Origin of the sequence: Nonomuraea sp. NPDC050227, assembly GCF_044459705.1 — a bacterium.
Classification (GTDB): Bacteria; Actinomycetota; Actinomycetes; order Streptosporangiales; family Streptosporangiaceae; genus Nonomuraea.
The window spans coordinates 616,323-632,064 of record NZ_JBITJF010000006.1 but is presented as its reverse complement, the minus strand read 5'-3'; the positions used below and the strand labels follow the sequence as shown (position 1 = coordinate 632,064).

At 70.6% G+C, this 15,742-nt stretch carries 17 protein-coding genes; 8 read left to right on the top strand and 9 right to left on the bottom strand.

Annotated elements, in window-relative coordinates; translation table 11 throughout:
• Window positions 1–18: 18 nt before the first annotated feature.
• The 3 genes from ACIBK9_RS26455 to ACIBK9_RS26445 form a co-directional block, all read right to left on the bottom strand.
• Window positions 19–174, bottom strand: a complete 156-nt coding sequence (locus ACIBK9_RS26455) for a hypothetical protein (protein WP_185845322.1) — start codon at window positions 172–174, stop codon at window positions 19–21.
• A 134-nt stretch (window positions 175–308) separates the two neighbouring features.
• Window positions 309–1,175, bottom strand: a complete 867-nt coding sequence (locus tag ACIBK9_RS26450) for an ABC transporter ATP-binding protein (protein WP_352361753.1) — start codon at window positions 1,173–1,175, stop codon at window positions 309–311.
• On the bottom strand, window positions 1,168–2,103 hold the full coding sequence (locus tag ACIBK9_RS26445) for an ABC transporter permease (protein WP_352320850.1): 936 nt from the start codon (window positions 2,101–2,103) through the stop codon (window positions 1,168–1,170). The genes ACIBK9_RS26450 and ACIBK9_RS26445 overlap by 8 nt, the downstream gene beginning before the upstream one ends.
• A gap of 596 nt (window positions 2,104–2,699) precedes the next feature.
• Here ACIBK9_RS26445 and ACIBK9_RS26440 point away from each other — a divergent pair.
• The 5 genes from ACIBK9_RS26440 to ACIBK9_RS26420 all read left to right on the top strand — a co-directional run bounded on the left by ACIBK9_RS26440 (window position 2,700) and on the right by ACIBK9_RS26420 (window position 8,307).
• Window positions 2,700–4,208, top strand: a complete 1,509-nt coding sequence (locus ACIBK9_RS26440; RefSeq protein WP_397161690.1) for an ABC transporter substrate-binding protein — start codon at window positions 2,700–2,702, stop codon at window positions 4,206–4,208.
• A 130-nt stretch (window positions 4,209–4,338) separates the two neighbouring features.
• Entirely contained in the window at window positions 4,339–5,283 is a 945-nt protein-coding gene (locus tag ACIBK9_RS26435) for an ABC transporter permease (RefSeq protein ID WP_357999824.1), read from the top strand.
• The gene (locus tag ACIBK9_RS26430) at window positions 5,276–6,256 is read left to right on the top strand and encodes an ABC transporter permease (protein WP_364339940.1); all 981 of its coding nucleotides are present in this window, start codon (window positions 5,276–5,278) and stop codon (window positions 6,254–6,256) included. The genes ACIBK9_RS26435 and ACIBK9_RS26430 overlap by 8 nt, the downstream gene beginning before the upstream one ends.
• Window positions 6,257–6,269: 13 nt before the next feature.
• Window positions 6,270–7,307, top strand: a complete 1,038-nt coding sequence (locus tag ACIBK9_RS26425; RefSeq protein ID WP_364339938.1) for an ABC transporter ATP-binding protein — start codon at window positions 6,270–6,272, stop codon at window positions 7,305–7,307.
• Complete coding sequence (locus ACIBK9_RS26420; protein WP_352361743.1) at window positions 7,291–8,307, top strand: dipeptide ABC transporter ATP-binding protein; 1,017 nt, start codon at window positions 7,291–7,293, stop codon at window positions 8,305–8,307. The genes ACIBK9_RS26425 and ACIBK9_RS26420 overlap by 17 nt, the downstream gene beginning before the upstream one ends.
• Before the next feature lie 48 nt (window positions 8,308–8,355).
• Here ACIBK9_RS26420 and ACIBK9_RS26415 read toward each other — a convergent pair whose 3' ends face one another.
• The 5 genes from ACIBK9_RS26415 to ACIBK9_RS26395 form a co-directional block, all read right to left on the bottom strand.
• Window positions 8,356–9,513, bottom strand: a complete 1,158-nt coding sequence (locus ACIBK9_RS26415) for a lipid-transfer protein (RefSeq protein ID WP_397161711.1) — start codon at window positions 9,511–9,513, stop codon at window positions 8,356–8,358.
• 26 nt (window positions 9,514–9,539) lie between these two features.
• Window positions 9,540–9,947, bottom strand: coding sequence for a Zn-ribbon domain-containing OB-fold protein (locus ACIBK9_RS26410; RefSeq protein ID WP_397161689.1), 408 nt, complete (start codon window positions 9,945–9,947; stop codon window positions 9,540–9,542).
• Window positions 9,948–9,973: 26 nt separating this feature from the next.
• Window positions 9,974–11,158: a S8 family serine peptidase gene (locus ACIBK9_RS26405; RefSeq protein WP_397161688.1), complete on the bottom strand. Its 1,185-nt coding sequence runs from the start codon at window positions 11,156–11,158 to the stop codon at window positions 9,974–9,976.
• Entirely contained in the window at window positions 11,155–11,718 is a 564-nt protein-coding gene (locus ACIBK9_RS26400) for a hypothetical protein (protein WP_387681354.1), read from the bottom strand. Before ACIBK9_RS26400 ends, ACIBK9_RS26405 begins: the two co-directional genes overlap by 4 nt.
• Window positions 11,719–11,847: 129 nt before the next feature.
• Window positions 11,848–12,654 (bottom strand): S-adenosyl-l-methionine hydroxide adenosyltransferase family protein, encoded by an 807-nt coding sequence (locus tag ACIBK9_RS26395; protein WP_397161687.1) that lies wholly within the window; start codon window positions 12,652–12,654, stop codon window positions 11,848–11,850.
• 120 nt (window positions 12,655–12,774) lie between these two features.
• Here ACIBK9_RS26395 and ACIBK9_RS26390 point away from each other — a divergent pair, with 120 nt between their 5' ends.
• From ACIBK9_RS26390 to ACIBK9_RS26380, 3 genes are all read left to right on the top strand, one after another.
• Complete coding sequence (locus ACIBK9_RS26390) at window positions 12,775–13,074, top strand: DUF3263 domain-containing protein (protein WP_352320870.1); 300 nt, start codon at window positions 12,775–12,777, stop codon at window positions 13,072–13,074.
• Window positions 13,075–13,113: 39 nt separating this feature from the next.
• Complete coding sequence (gene otsB, locus ACIBK9_RS26385; protein WP_397161686.1) at window positions 13,114–13,884, top strand: trehalose-phosphatase; 771 nt, start codon at window positions 13,114–13,116, stop codon at window positions 13,882–13,884.
• A 108-nt stretch (window positions 13,885–13,992) separates the two neighbouring features.
• Entirely contained in the window at window positions 13,993–14,577 is a 585-nt protein-coding gene (locus ACIBK9_RS26380) for a hypothetical protein (protein ID WP_397161685.1), read from the top strand.
• On the opposite strand, the gene ACIBK9_RS26375 is transcribed toward ACIBK9_RS26380, so the two are convergent.
• Entirely contained in the window at window positions 14,555–15,739 is a 1,185-nt protein-coding gene (locus ACIBK9_RS26375) for an MFS transporter (protein ID WP_397161684.1), read from the bottom strand. The genes ACIBK9_RS26380 and ACIBK9_RS26375 overlap by 23 nt on opposite strands.
• Between the last annotated feature and the right edge of the window lie 3 nt (window positions 15,740–15,742).

Here is a 15,742-nt window from a genome sequence, read left to right as displayed (position 1 = left end):
CTTGTCCGGCGCGGGCCTCTAGGGCAGCCGGACGCCGGTGCGCCGGGCTATCTGGGCCTGCAACCGGGCCATCTGCCAGTGAAGCTCCAGCAGCTGCTCGGCGAGCTGCATCCTGGGGATCTCGGCCACGTCTTCGATGGCCAGGTGGTCGATCGCGGCCGAAAGCTCTCCCATCGCGCGCCCCCACTCCATCAGCGTTCCTTGGATCGAATTCGCGTTCGAATACTATCGGAACGGCAGTCACGCTGTCAGTGTTTCGGCGCGCGAGTCACCCACGTTTCGCGCAGGTGATCGAAAAGCGGGCGGGCTCAGCCCTTGTTGTAGGCGGCGATGACTTCCTTGGGGTCGCCGTCCATCCGGATCTTGCCCTTGTGCAGCCAGATGACCCGGTTGCAGGTCTCCTCGATGACCTTGAGGTCGTGGGCGACCAGGAAGACCGTGCCGGCCGACTCGCGGATCTGCCGGATGCGGGCCTCGCTCTTCTTGCGGAACTCGCGGTCGCCCGTGGCCAGGGCCTCGTCGATGAGCAGGACGTCGTGGGTCTTGGCCGAGGAGATGGCGAAGCGCAGCCGCGCGCCCATGCCCGACGAGTACGTGGACATGGGCAGCTGGACGAACTCGTCGATGCCGGAGAAGTCGACGATCTCCTGGTACTTCTCCTTGACCTCCGCCGGCGTCATGCCCATGGCGTAACAGCCGAGGACGATGTTGCGCTCACCGGTCAGCTCGCGCATGAGGGCGGCGTTGACGCCGAGCAGCGAGGGCTGGCCATCGGTGTAGACGGCGCCCTCGTGCGGCGGGAGCAGGCCGGCGATGGCGCGCAGCAACGTGGACTTGCCCGACCCGTTGCGGCCCACGATGCCGATGGCGTCGCCGTGGTAGGCCACGAAGGTCACGCCCTTGACGGCGTGGACCTCCTTCATCTGCGGACGGCCCTGGCGCTTCAGCAGGCGCGTGAGGGCGTTGACCGCGTTGCCCTTCTCGTTGTCGGTGGCCGTGCCGTAGACGCGGTAGACGATGTGCAGGTCGTCGACGATGACGGTCGGGGTGCCCGTGGGAACGTCGAGCGGACTCTTGCCCCGGGGCTCCGGGTTGGGGTGCACCCTCACGTCCTTGCCGGGGACGGCGGGCTCCTCGCCCTTCACCTGTGACAGCTCCTCGGTCAGTTCAGCCACGCCCGTACCTCTCCTCGGACCGCCAGAAGTACCAGAAGCCGAAGCCGAGTGAGAACACTGCCCAGAATACGCAAGACACCCACACCATGGTCGGCGGGTAGTGCCCGTTCTGCGGGTGGTAGCTCTTGATCAGGATGTCGCGCATCCACTCGATGTAGGAAGCCGTCGGGTTCAGGTACATCACGTCGGCGACCCACTGGGGCAGCTTCGCGGACCCGACCACCTTGTCCTGGATCGAGAAGAAGACGCCCGAGGCGTAGAGCCAGGTGCGGGTGATGAACGGCAGCAACTGGTTGAGGTCGCGCATCTGGGCGCCCATCCGGGCGATCACCAGGCTGGCCCCGATGTTGAACATCGTCTGGAGCGCCAGCACCACCGGGATCATGAGCCAGAACCAGGTGGGCCACTCGCCGGTGGCCGTCACGATGACGAGGAGCACGCCCATGGAGATGGCGAGCTGCTGCAGCTCCTGGATCGTGTACGCCAGCGGCAGCGACGCGCGCGGGAAGTGCAGGGCGCGGATCATCGACAGGTTGCCGGAGATCGACTTGGCGCCCGCCGTGACCACGCGCTGGGTGTAGGTGAAGACGAACATCCCGGTCAGCAGGAAGGCCGGGTAGTTCTCGATGCCGCCCCGGCCGCCCAGGATGACGCCGAACATCACGTAGTAGATGCCGGCGTTCAGGAGGGGGGTCAGCACCTGCCACAGCTGGCCCAGGGCCGAGCTGGAGTACTTCGAGACGTTGCGGGACGTCGCGTACGTCAGGATGAAGTGTCGCCGCTCCCAGAGCTGGCGCAGATAGACAGGGAACCTCGGCCGCGCGATGGCACGGCGAAGTCCGTATCTCTCGGCGAGCTTGGCCAGCGGCTCCTGCCCGCTTCGGCCGCCCGCCTGGGCGTCCGCGACAGCGGATTCCGGCTGGCTCATGGCTAGGACTCTATTGGATCCAGGTCGGTGGGGTGCCTGCCGCGAGGGACGCGGCAGATGCTTGGACGGAGTCTTGGGGCGCCAGGTTCCAAGGTGCCGTCAAGACTCGCTCAACCGTAGCCCAGCGAGGCGGGCCATGGCGGGAAGGGCGCGACCACGGTCCTGTAGGGGGTAATTTTCATCCGCCGTTCACGTCGAGGCTTGACCTGTTTGAGCATCCCTGGGGTGTTTGTAGAGTTATAGGAAGAATGTCTGTGACGCTGGATTGGCGCACGTGTGACCGAACTGCAACGCGCCAGAGACTCGCTGGTGGCAAGTAGTAAGGGATAGTCGCGATCGACTGGCAGGGCGTCGGCTGGTTTGACCATGTCAGCCAAATCCGGGGGATACCAGGAACCCCCCGTCAGGCTGCTTACCATCACCGCAGCTCAGCGCTGTCGCCCACCTGTAGAGGGAGGAATTTTTTCACCATGCGTGTTACTAAGGGCGCACAGATCGTCGCCGGTACCGCGCTGCTCGCCCTCGCGGTTGCCGCGTGTGGCGGCGGTGCCTCGGACGGCGGCACTGCCGCGGGCGGCGGCGAAACGCCGGTCCGCATGGAGATCGGTGAGCCTCAGGAGCTCCTCAACCCGCTGAACACCACCGAGACCGAGGGCTCCGAAGTCCTCGCCGCGGTGTTCTCGCCGCTCGTCAAGTACGACGAGAACAAGCAGCCGGTTGAAGAGGCCGCTGAGTCGATCACCACCCAGGACAGCAAGGTCTGGACGATCAAGCTCAAGTCCGGCTACACCTGGCACGACGGCAAGCCGGTCACCGCGGCTGACTACGCGCGGGCCTGGAACTATGGCGCCAACCAGGACAACGCCATGAGCTCCTCCGCCTTCTTCTCCCGCATCGACGGCTTCGCCGACGTCCACCCGGGCGAGGGCAAGACGCCGACGGCCAAGGAGATGAAGGGCCTCAAGGCTGTCGACGACAGCACCCTTGAGGTGACGCTGTCCGCACCGTTCTCGCAGTTCAAGACGATGCTCGGGTACACCGCCTTCTACCCGCTGCCGGCCTCCGCGCTCGGCGCCGACGGCAAGGTGACCCAGGCCTACGGCGAGCAGCCGATCGGCCAGGGCCTGTTCAAGGTCGACAAGCCCTACAAGAAGGGCGGCGCGCAGACCATCGACATGACGGTCTACGACAAGTTCCCCGGCGCCAAGCCGAAGAACTGGACCAAGCTGCAGTTCAAGATCTACAGCTCGGCCGAGACCGCCTTCCAGGACCTCCAGGCCGAGAACCTGGACGTGGACGACTCGCTGCCCGCCTCGGCGATCGCGACCGCCAAGTCCGTCCTCGGCGACCGTTACTTCGACGAGCCCGACGCCTCTGTCGGTTACATCGGCGTCCCGCTGAAGTACAACCCCGAGTTCAAGAACCCGGACGTGCGCAAGGCCATCTCCATGGCCATCGACCGCAAGACCATCACCGAGACGGTCTTCGCGGGCACCCGCGCCCCGGCCGACGACTTCATCAACCCGGCCATCCCTGGTTACCGTCAGGGCGCCTGCACGGCCTGCACGTACAACCCGGCCGAGGCGAAGAAGCTCTACGCCGACGCCAAGGGCCCGGCCAAGCTGGAGCTCGGCTACAACGGCGACGGCGGCCACAAGGAGTGGATCGAGGCCGTCGCCAACAACCTCCGCGCCAACCTGGGCATCGAGGTCACGCCGAAGCCGTTCGAGAACTTCAAGGCCATCCTGGACGACCTGGACGCCAAGAAGTACAAGGGCCTGTTCCGCATGGGCTGGTCGATCGACTACCCGTCGGCCGAGAACTACCTGACGCCGATCTTCGGCACCCAGGCCATCTCGACCGGCTCGAACTACGGCGGTTACGAGAACAAGGAGTTCGACGACATCGTCGCCAAGGGCGACCAGGCCGCCGACGCCGCCGAGGGCCTCAAGCTCTACCAGCAGGCCGACGACATCCTGATCAAGGACATGCCGTACATCCCGGTGTACTTCTACCGGAGCAACTTCGGACACTCCGCCAAGGTCAAGGGCGTCAAGCTGAACCTGCTCAACCAGGTTCAGTGGGCCGACATCGAGAAGGCCTGACGTCATTCGCCGGGCGGACGGCTCTTGCCGTCCGCCCATCGGAGGACTGAGCTTGGAGGCAGTCACTTTGGGGCCGGGCAAACCGCGGCTACGAGGGTGACTGCCTCCACGCATGTACCGGAGGGCTTGAATGGGCCGTTATGTCATCAGGCGACTGCTGCAGGCGATACCCGTCCTGCTCGGCGCCACGCTACTCATCTTCGCGATCGTCTTCGCCCTGCCCGGCGACCCCATCCAGGCACTGGCGGGCGAGAAGCGCCTGGACCCGGCTGTGGCCGAGGTCCTGCGCGACCAGTACCACCTGAATGATCCGCTGCTGCTGCAGTACTGGTACTACCTCAGCGGCGTGCTCCTCCACGGCGACTTCGGGACCACCTTCTCCAGGATCCCGGTCTCTCAGCTCATGGCCGGCAAGTTCCAGGTCACGCTGAACCTCGCGCTGACCGCGCTCGTCATGGAGGCCATCATCGGCGTCGGCCTCGGCCTGTGGGCGGCGCTGCGCCGCGGCAGGGCCTCCGACACCGCCATCCTCGCCTCGACGCTGCTGCTGATCTCCGTCCCCACGCTGGTGACGGGCTTCGTGCTGCAGCTCGTGCTCGGAGTCAAGCTCAAGCTGTGGACGGGAAGCGACATCTTCCCCGTGGCCGGCATCTCGGCCGGGTTCCGCAGCTACCTGCTGCCCGGTTTCGTGCTCGCCGGCACGTCGATCGCCTATCTCACCAGGTTGACGCGGACGAGCCTGGTGGAGACGCTGCGCGCGGACTACATCCGCACGGCCACCGCCAAGGGTCTGGCCAAACGCCGCGTCATCGGCAGGCACGGGCTCCGCAACGCCCTGATCCCGCTGGTCACCTACCTCGGCGCCGACCTCGGGAACCTGATGGGCGGCGCGGTCATCACGGAGACGATCTTCAACCTGCCGGGCATCGGCAACCAGCTGTTCAACTCGATCCTGCTGCGAGAACAGCCGGTCGTCGTGGGCATCGTGACCGTGCTGGTGCTGATCTACATCCTGGCCAACCTGGTCGTCGACATGTTGTACGCAGTGCTCGACCCGAGGATCCGCTATGAGTAACGAAGCAAACGTCGGGCCCATGCTGCCGGAAGCGAAGTCGCTGGTCACGGAGGCCCCGGCGCCACCGTCCCCCGACAAGCAGGGCAGGCGCGGCAAGCAGAAGCAGGAGAAGCCCGCCAGCCTGTGGACCGACGCCTGGTACGACCTGCGCCGCCGGCCGATGTTCATCATCTCCGCGGTGCTGATCGCGATCCTGCTGGTCATGGCGTTCTGGCCGTCGTTGTTCACCTCGATCGACCCGACCAACGCCCAGACCTGCGACCTGTCCACCGCCCGGCAGCTCCCCAGCGTGGGGCACCCGTTCGGCAAGGACAGCCAGGGGTGTGACGTGTTCGCCAGGACGATCTACGGCGCCCGCAACTCGATCGTGATCGGCGTGACCACCACGATCATCACCATGATCGTGGGCGGCCTGCTCGGCCTGTTCGCCGGCTTCCGCAGCGGCCTGATCGACTCGGTCTCCTCCCGGGTCACCGAGATCTTCTTCGCCATCCCGCCGATCCTGGGCGCCCTGCTGATCGCGGCGACCTTCCGCGACAGCGGCATCAACAGCATCATGCTGGTCATCGCGGCCCTGGCGGTGCTCGGCTGGCCGATGGTGTTCCGCATCATGCGGGCCTCGGTGATCACGGCCAAGAGCCAGGACTTCGTGGTCGCCGCGCGGGCGGTGGGCGCGGGCCAGTGGCGCATCATGTTCAAGCACCTGCTGCCGAACTCGCTGGCGCCGGTGATCGTGGTCAGCACGATCAACCTCGGCGGCTACATCGCGGCGGAGGCGGCGCTGTCGTTCCTCGGGGTCGGCGTGCAGTCGCCGGACATCTCGTGGGGCCTCATGATCGCCGACGCCCGGCCGCGGTTCCTCGACGCGTCGCTGCCGCTGTTCTTCCCGGCCCTGTTCCTGAGCATCACGGTGCTCGCGTTCATCATGCTGGGCGACGCCGTGCGTGACGCTCTCGATCCGAAGCTCAGGTAGAAGGGGGGATCAAGTGAAGAAGACGTCGACAGACGTGTTGCCCGCCGAGGGAGGGCTGGGCGACGAACCGCTGCTCGCGGTTGACGATCTGCACGTGGAGTTCCGTACGCGTCAGGGCGTCGTGCGCGCGGTGAACGGCGTGAGCTACACGGTCAACCCCGGTGAGACGCTGGCGGTGCTCGGCGAGTCGGGTTCGGGCAAGTCCGTGACCGCTCAGGCGATCATGGGCATCCTGGACATGCCGCCGGCCGTCATCCCCAAGGGCGAGATCCGCTTCAAGGGCACCGACCTGCTCAAGCTCTCGGAGGACGCGCGCACCCAGGTGCGCGGCCAGCGCATCGCGATGGTCTTCCAGGACGCTCTCTCGGCGCTCAACCCGGTGTTCACCGTGGGCTGGCAGATCAGCGAGATGTTCCGGGTCCACCGCGGCATGTCCAAGCGGGACGGCATGAACAAGGCCGTCGAGCTGATGGACAAGGTCCGCATCCCGGCCGCCCGGCAGCGCGTCAACGACTATCCGCACCAGTTCTCGGGCGGCATGCGGCAGCGCATCATGATCGCGATGTCGATCGCGCTCGACCCCGAGGTGCTGATCGCTGACGAGCCGACCACCGCCCTGGACGTGACCGTCCAGGCGCAGATCATGGAACTGCTGGCCGAGCTGCAGCGCGAGAGCCAGATGGGCATGATCCTGATCACCCACGACCTGGGCGTCGTGGCGGACGTGGCCGACAAGATCTCGGTCATGTACGCCGGCCGGATCGTGGAGAACGCCCCGGTGCACGACATCTACCGGTCGCCGGCGCACCCGTACACGAAGGGCCTGCTGGAGTCCATCCCCCGGGTGGACCTCAAGGGCCAGGAGCTGTACGCGATCAAGGGCCTGCCGCCCAACCTGCTCGACCTGCCGAGCGGGTGCGCGTTCAATCCCCGGTGCCCGTACCGGCAGGACAACTGCGTGACCGCCGCCCCCCAGCTCTACGAGATCAGCGGCACGCGTGGCAGCGCCTGCCACTACTGGAGGGAGGTCCTCGATGGCGAACGGCAGTGAGCGCATCCTTGAGGTTCGCGACCTGGTCAAGCACTTCCCCCTGACCCAGGGCATCGTCCTCAAGAAGCAGATCGGCGCGATCAAGGCCGTGGACGGCGTCTCGTTCGACCTCAACAGGGGCGAGACGCTGGGCATCGTGGGCGAGTCGGGCTGCGGCAAGTCCACGCTGGCCAAGGTGCTGATGGCGCTGGAGCGGCCGACCTCGGGCTCGGTGAAGATCAACGGCAAGGACATCGCCAAGGCCAGGGGCGGCGAGCTCAAGCGCATGCGCCGCAACATCCAGATGGTGATGCAGGACCCGTACACCTCGCTGAACCCCCGGATGACCGTCGGCGACATCATCGGCGAGCCGTACGAGATCCACACGGAGGTGGCGCCCAAGGGCGACCGCCGCCGCAAGGTGCAGGAGCTGCTGGAGGTCGTCGGGCTCAACCCCGACCACATCAACCGCTACCCGCACCAGTTCTCGGGCGGCCAGCGGCAGCGCATCGGCATCGCCCGCGGCCTGGCGCTGCAGCCGGAGATCATCGTCTGCGACGAGCCCGTCTCGGCGCTGGACGTGTCGATCCAGGCCCAGGTGATCAACCTGCTGGAGCGGCTGCAGAACGAGTTCAACCTGGCCTACATCTTCATCGCCCACGACCTGTCGGTGGTCCGCCACATCTCCGACCGGGTGGGCGTGATGTACCTGGGCAAGTTCGTCGAGCTCGGCAAGGACGTCGAGATCTACGACAAGCCCGCTCATCCGTACACGCAGGCGCTGCTGTCGGCGGTGCCGGTTCCCGACCCCGAGGGCCGGGAGCAGCGCGAGCGGATCATCCTGCAGGGCGACCCGCCCTCGCCCGCCAACCCGCCGTCGGGCTGCCGCTTCCGCACCCGCTGCTGGAAGGCGCAGGAGATCTGCGCGGAGGAGGAGCCGTTGCTGCAGATCCGGACGGGGACCGGGCACGAGAGCGCCTGTCACTTCGCCGAGACGCACGACGTGGTGCACGCGGGCTGACCGCGAGCGATCGTGAGGTCCTCCGGGAGACGCTCCCGGAGGGCCTTGTCACGTGGTGGCCACGATCGCCGAGCCGTGGCCGAACAGCCCCTGGTTGACTGCCAGGCCGACCCGCGCGCCCGACACCTGCCGCCCGCCCGCCGCGCCGCGCAGCTGGTACGTCAGCTCGCACAGCTGCGCGATCGCCTGGGCCGGGATCGCCTCGCCGAAGGAGGCCAGGCCGCCCGACGGGTTGACCGGCACCCGGCCGCCGAGCGCGGTCTCGCCCGCCCGCAGCAGCTTGTCCGCCTCGCCCGGCGGGCACAGGCCGACGTCCTCGACCCAGTCCAGCTCCAGGGCGGTGGACAGGTCGTACACCTCGGCGAAGGAGACGTCCTCGGGGCCCAGGCCGGCCTCTTCGTAGGCCGCGTGCGCGATCGCGGCCCTGAAGGGCCTCTCGGGCGCGGGAACGGCGGCGCAGGACTCGGTGGCGAAGTTCGGCAGCTCCAGGATCGTGTTGGGGAAGGTCGGGGTCACCGTGGAGACGGCGGCCAGGCGCACCGGGGCCGTCGCGCCGAGCCGCCTGGCGTACGCCTGCGAGGCCAGCACGACCGCGGCCCCGCCGTCGGAGGTGGCGCAGATGTCCATCAGGCGCAGCGGGTCGGCCACCATGGGCGAGGCGAGCACCTCCTCCGCCGTGACCGGGCGGCGGTAGCGGGCCATGGGGTTGAGCGAGCCGGCGCGCGCGTTCTTGACCTTGACGGCGGCGAAGTCGTCGGCGGTGGAGCCGTACAGGGCCATGCGCCGGCGGGCGTAGAGGCCGAAGTAGGCGGGGTTGGTCGCGCCGAGCAGGCGGAAGCGCAGCCAGTCGGGGTCGTCGTGCCGGTCGCCGCCGACCGGCTTGAAGAAGCCCTTGGGGGTGGAGTCCGCGCCCACCACGAGCGCGACGTCGCACAGCCCGGCCATGATCCTGGTCCGCGCGATGTCCACGGCCTGGGCCCCCGACGCGCAGGCCGCGTAGCAGGAGGCGATCCTGGCGCCCGTCCAGCCGAGCGCCTGGGCGTAGGTGGCGCCGGCCACGAAGCCGGGGTAGCCGTTCCTGATCGTGTCGGCCCCCACCACGTACTGGACGTCGGTCCAGGCCACGCCGGCGTCGCGGAGGGCGGCGCGGGCGGCGGCGACGCCGTACTCGGCGAAGGGACGTCCCCACTTGCCCCATGGGTGCATGCCCGCGCCGAGCACCACCACCGCGCTCACGAGGGCCGCCCCCACATCCACACCAGCGGCCCGTCGGCCAGCGGCCCGTGCACCAGCTCCAGCTCCATGCCCACCTCCAGATCGCCGGCCGTGAGGTCCCTGACCTGGCCGAGCACCACCAGCCCGGCGTCGTCGAGCTCGACGGCGGCCAGCGTGACCGGCCGGTACGGCTCCGCCGCCACGTACGGCTCCGGCGGCGGATAGCACGCCTCGGTGTAGGACCAGACGCGCCCGCGCCGCGGCAGCCGGACCTCGGCCGTCTCCTCGCCCGCGCAGCGCGGGTTGCGGCACAGGCCGGGCTGCGGCGGGAAGGCGACGGTCCCGCAGGTCAGGCAGGCGGTGCCGATGAGGTGGGTGGCGCCGTCCCCGTCGATGGCGAACCAGCCGTCGATCGCTAAGGTCATAGCCAGGAGTATTACACAAGCGCTTGCTAGGGTGAATCCCTCCGGCGCCGCCGCCGGGTCGCGACCACCCGCGCCGACATGGCCGCCGCCAGCACCACCATCCCGGCCACGACCGGCGCCCTGGAGGCGGGCGGCCGGGCCGGGCCCCGCCCGAAGTAGGGGCCGGGCCGGGCGGCCGGTGAGACCCTTCCGTGGGCCAGCCGCCGGGCCTCCCGCAGGGCGAGCGGCGCGTCGGCCACCCCGTGCCCGTAGGCGGGGCTGTGGCCGCCCGCGGGCCGTCTCCTGGTGCCGCGCTCGACGGCCGTGCGCACCTGGTACGGCGACAGCTCCGGATGGGCCGACCGCACCAGGGCCGCCACGCCCGCGACCATGGCCGCCGCCGAGCTGGTGCCGTCGCCCACCACGTACCCGTCGCCGCCGTCGGCCGTGACGACGTCCGTGCCCGGCGCGACCACCGACAGGTAGTCCTGGCGGTTGGAGAAGGGCGCCACCCTGAGCCGCCGGTCCACCGCGCCCACGGCGATCACGCCCGGGTAGGCGGCGGGGAAGTTCTTCCTGTTGGCCGTGTCGCCGTCGTTGCCCGCCGAGGCCACCAGGACCGCGCCGCGGGCGAGCGCGTACTGCACGGCCTCCTCCTCGGCCGCCGAGCCCTCCCACGCGCCGCTGCCGCCGCCGAGGGACATGCTGATCACGTCCGCGCCGTGGTCGGCCGCGTACCTGATGCCGGCGGCCAGGGCGTCGCGGCGGCCGGCGCGCTGCTCGGCGCGCAGCGGGTCGGTGTTCTCCAGGGTGACCCTGATCGACAACACCCGCGCCGCGGGGGCCACGCCGACCACGCCCTCCGCGCGCCCCCGGCCGTGCCCGCGGCCGGCGATCAGGCCGGCCATGGCGGTGCCGTGGTGCCCCCAGAGCCGCGGGGGCGCGCCGGTCAGGTCGGGGCCCTGGGTGACGGCCCCCCGCAGGTCGGGGTGGCGGCCGTTCACGCCGGTGTCCAGCACGGCCACCAGCACGCCCGCGCCCCGGCTCTCCCGCCAGGCATTGGGCACGCGCAGCGCTCCGAGCTGCCACTGCCGGGCCCGCGCGGCGGCGCCCACACCGCCGGGGACGCTCGGCGAGGCCGCCGTCCGCACGTCGTCGGTGGCGCTGGACGCCACGCCCGCGACCCCGGCCGCCAGGATCAGAGCCGGCAGCAGGGACGCGAGCACCCTCATCGGGTCAGCGCCCGGTACAACGCCTCGGCGAGTTGCCGCGCGACCGCGCGCAGCCGCGGCGCGGCGCGGTCACCCGGCCGGTACGCCCGCCCGTCGGCGTACCCGGCGGCCGTCGCCACGAGGTAGGGGTCGCCGGACCCGGCCAGCGCCCCGGTGACGTACTGCCGCCGGCCGAACCGCTCGGCGGGCCCGCCGGGGAAGGCGACGGGCCGCACGGTGGCCGGGCGCGCCCCGCGGTACGTCCCGGGGCCCGGCCCGCCGAGCACGGCGATGCCGACGGTGGCCACGTACGTCTGGGTGCTGTCGGCGTACGTGGCCCGCAGGGCGGTCAGGCAGCCCGGTCGCACCGCGGCGGGCTGGAACGCCACCCGGCACGGCGCCTCGGGAGCCACGCCCGCCAGCACGTACGTCACCCTGGCCCCCGACGGGCTGAGGCCCGGCACGACCAGGGGGAAGATCCGCGTCACCGGCCAGGCGTGCCAGCGCTCCGGCACGGGCGCGTCGGCCTGCGGCCAGAACACGGACAGGATGGAGAGCAGCACGACGGACAGTTGGTACACGTCAACCTCGAACGGGAGGGGAGGGACGCCCGATCTGCCGTGCATTCTGGCACGCCGCCGATGATTCGTTCCGACGCTTCGGTAAACAGCCCGATACGCGGAGTAATTGATGTTATGCGGCTATTCGCCCTAGGGTGTCGGCGAAAGTCGGACATGCGCCCCAGGTGGGAGCCCCAGCCGCTGCGCCGCGTCGCCGTAGTTGACCGCGATGGCGATCAGCCCCGCCGAGTCCGTGAACGCCACCAGCTCGCCCGGCGGCACCGCCGCGAACGTCGCGCGGAAGGGCATCGCGAGCTGCCGCCGCCCGAGCCACACCCCCAGCGTGTCGCCCACCTGGACGCCCAGCGCCTGCAGGTCGCCGGCCGCGATCGACAGCTGCGTGTTGCCGTAGCGGTCGACCGAGACGACCTCGCCCTCCACCGAGCCGTCCCGCAGCAGCGAGGTCGGCGCGGGCAGCGTGACCAGCCGCTCGACCGGCACCCGGGGGCCCAGCTCGGCCGGGTCCAGGCCGCCGGCCAGCCGCCCGGCGACCGGCGCGAAGACGTCCCGGCCGTGGAAGGTCGGCGACACCGGCCGCAGGAAGAGCTCCTCGTTGCTGAGCGCGTACGCGGCCCGCGCGCCGCCGCTGGCGTGCACCGCCCAGGACAGCAGGCCGTTGTCGGGGCCGACGAACACCCGGCCGCCCGCCTCGACCGCCACCGACCGCCGCGCGCCGCCCACGCCGGGATCGACCGCGCCGATGTGGACGCCCTCAGGCAGGTAGGGGATGGTCTGGGCGAGGATCGCCGCGCCCCGCCGTACGTCGCCGGACGGGACGAGGTGGCACACGTCGATCACCCGCGCCTCGGGCGCGATCCCGGCGATCACTCCGTGGCAGGCGGCCACATAGCCGTCTTCGAGCCCGTAGTCCGTGAGGAGCGTGATGACTGGGGTCACATTTCGTGACTGTACGTCCGGCAATCCGCCGTGAACAGCCGCAGATCGCACATTACGATTGGCCACGGGCCGCGAAGCGTGCGATGTGATCGTCGCACGCCCCTTCCCGAGGAGGACATCATGGGAGCACCGCTCAGCGGTGACAGTGCTGCCCAGGAACCGTCCCGGACATCCCTCAACGACCGCGATCTCGAACTCCTCGCCTTCGAACGCCAATGGTGGCGGCACGCGGGCGCCAAGGAGCAGGCCATCAAGGAGACCTTCGGGTTCTCGGCCACCCGCTACTACCAGTTGCTCGGCGAGTTGATCGACAGACCGGAGGCGCTGGAGCAGGACCCGATGCTGGTCAAACGGTTGCGAAGGTTGCGCTCCACCCGTCAGCGCGACCGTGCGGCGAGACGGCTCGGCATGCGTCCCTGACCGGCTGGGTACGGCAGCCGCGTGAGGAACATCCCTGGTATGGAAGCGATCCTTAAAGATCCGTCCGGCGCCGTGATCGGGCTCGACTTCGACGGAACCCTGTCGCCGATCGTGCCCGATCCCGCCTCCGCCAAGATCCACCCCGAGGCCCCCGCCGTGCTCGCCGACCTGGGCGCGCACGTCGGCGCCGTGGCCATCGTGACCGGCAGGCCGGCGGCCACCGCGCTCGAACTCGGGCCCGGCCTGGCCGACGTGCCCGGCCTCGTGGTGCTCGGCCACTACGGCTTCGAACGGTGGGAGCACGGACGCGTCTCGGCGCCGCCGCCGCCGCCCGGCGTGCCGCGCGTCCGGGCCGAGCTGCCCCTGCTGCTCGACGCGCTCGGCCTGCACGGCGTGGTGATCGAGGACAAGGGCAGGGCGGTGGCCGTGCACACCAGGCGCGCCCCCGACCCCGAGGGCGCGCTCGCCGTGCTGCGCGAGCCGCTGGCCGAGCTGGCCGCGAAACACGGCCTGGTGATCGAGCCGGGACGCATGGTCCTGGAGCTGCGCCCGCCCGGCATGGACAAGGGCCACGCGCTCGGGCTGTTCCTGGCCGAGCGGGACGCCAGGTCCGTCATGTTCGTCGGCGACGACCTCGGCGACCTGGCCGCCTTCGACGCCGTACGCGCCTCGGGGCTGCCCGGCGTGACCGTGTGCAGCGGCTCGGCCGAGGTGACCGCGCTGGCCGAGCGGGCCGACATCGTGGTCGACGGGCCCGACGGCGTGGTGGCGCTGCTGCGGGAGCTGACGACGGCCTTCACCCGTCCCTAGAGCCCAGCCGTTCGTGAGCCGGCTCGCGGCCTTGCGCCGTCTGGGCCGGCTCGCGGCTTTCAGCCGTTCGTGATTGGGCTGCAAGTGGCGGGTCCTACGTTGGTGCGCATGTCACGACGATCTCTCGCCGCCGCCTCGGCCGCGGCTCTGGCCACTCTGGCTGCCGTGCTCGCCGTCCCCGGCGCCGCCTCCGCCGCCCCCGCCCAGCAGCTCAGGCTGCGCGGCGGCCTGACGCTCTACATCCCGATCGAGTGGGTGGTCCACCGCAAGGGCGGCGACGTCGTCCAGGTGGTCACCGGCCGGTGCGCCAAGCCGCAGGGCTGGGGCTCGCCCGAGTGCGACGCGTTCTACGTCCTCGGTCCCGCCGCGATCAAGCGGGGCGCCGAGGGGTTCGGGCCCTACACGGGCAAGGACCCGTACTATCCGGCCAGCGACGTGCAGCCCTGCCCGATCAACCGCAAGTGGGGCGAGGTCGTCGGCCCCAAGGTCACCAGGGGCTACCGGCAGATGGGGGCCGGGCACAAGGCCGCCTACAACGCCTGGCAGGCCACGTGCGTCAGCTACTCGGGCGGCGGCGTCAAGGCCCGCTTCACGCAGCGCGAGTGGTACCTGCCGAAGAGCGGGATCCTCGTCGTCGACCAGTGGAACACGCCCGGCCTGGCCGACACGCTCAAGTACGCCGACTGGAGATGAGCACCCCGGCGACCGCCAGGCCGATGACCACGGGCACCAGCAGGAACGCGTTCCCGGTGCCGTAGCCGTCGGCCAGCGCGCCGAGCAGCAGCGGGCCGATCGCCATGGCGGCGCCCGCCCACACGGGCGAGGCGGCCGCCGCCCGGTCCGCCCGGTCGCCCGAGGCGGCGATCAGCGTGCTCAGCGCGAGCGGGAACTGCAGCGACGCGCCCAGCCCGCTCAGCGCCAGCCCCGCGTACGACAGGATCGGCGCGGTGCTCGCCCAGAACAGCACCCAGCCGAGGGCCATCAGCCCCAGAGCGCCGGCCAGCAGCGGCGTGGCCGGCAGCCGCAGCGCGAGCTGCGCGCCCGCGAACCTGCCCGCCGCCATGCCGCAGACGAACGCCGTCAGCCCGGTCGCCGCGACGGCCGCCGGCACGCCCGTCCTGAGGGCGAACAGGTCGGCGGCCCACAGGTTGAACGTGAACTCCAGCGCCACGCAGCAGAACAGCACGCCCCCGGCCAGATGGAAGCGCCACCCGCCGCCCTCCCGCGCCGGGACGGCCTCCCCGGCGACCGCGCCGCCCCGCCCTCCGCCGGCCCGCCGGGGCGCGGGCCAGGAGCGGCCCAGCGACAGCGCCAGCAGGGCGCTGACGGCCGGGGTGACCAGCAGGGCGGCCCGCCAGCCGAGCGCGCTCTGCGCCACCTGGCTGAGCACGAACGTCGCCACCATCCCCACCAGCACGCCCACGGCGTTGGCCTCGCTGAGCGCGGCCGGTCCCGCGGCCCCGTGGTGGTCGCTGAGCTCGGCCATCGCCGCGTAGAGCATGACCGAGCCGAAACCGCCGGCCACGCCGTAGCCGAGCAGCGTCAGGGGCAGCGCGGAGGCGGCCATGACCAGCAGCACGCCGGCGTTCATCCCGGCCAGGCCGAACCAGCACGTCGAGCGCCGGCCGAGCAGCCTGGTGAGCAGGGGCAGCGCGAGCCCGGCGCCGATCGTCCCGACCGCCATGGCGGTGCCGTGCAGCCCGGCGACGGTGGCCGTGGTGCGCTGGTCGGCGCGCAGCAGCGGGAGGGCGGCGCTCAGGCCGTACACGAACGTGGCGAACGTGCCGAGCAGGAAGTAGATGAGCCAGGTCGGACGGTCCCGGACGAGTCTGATGGGCACTGAGACCGTCGACACCCG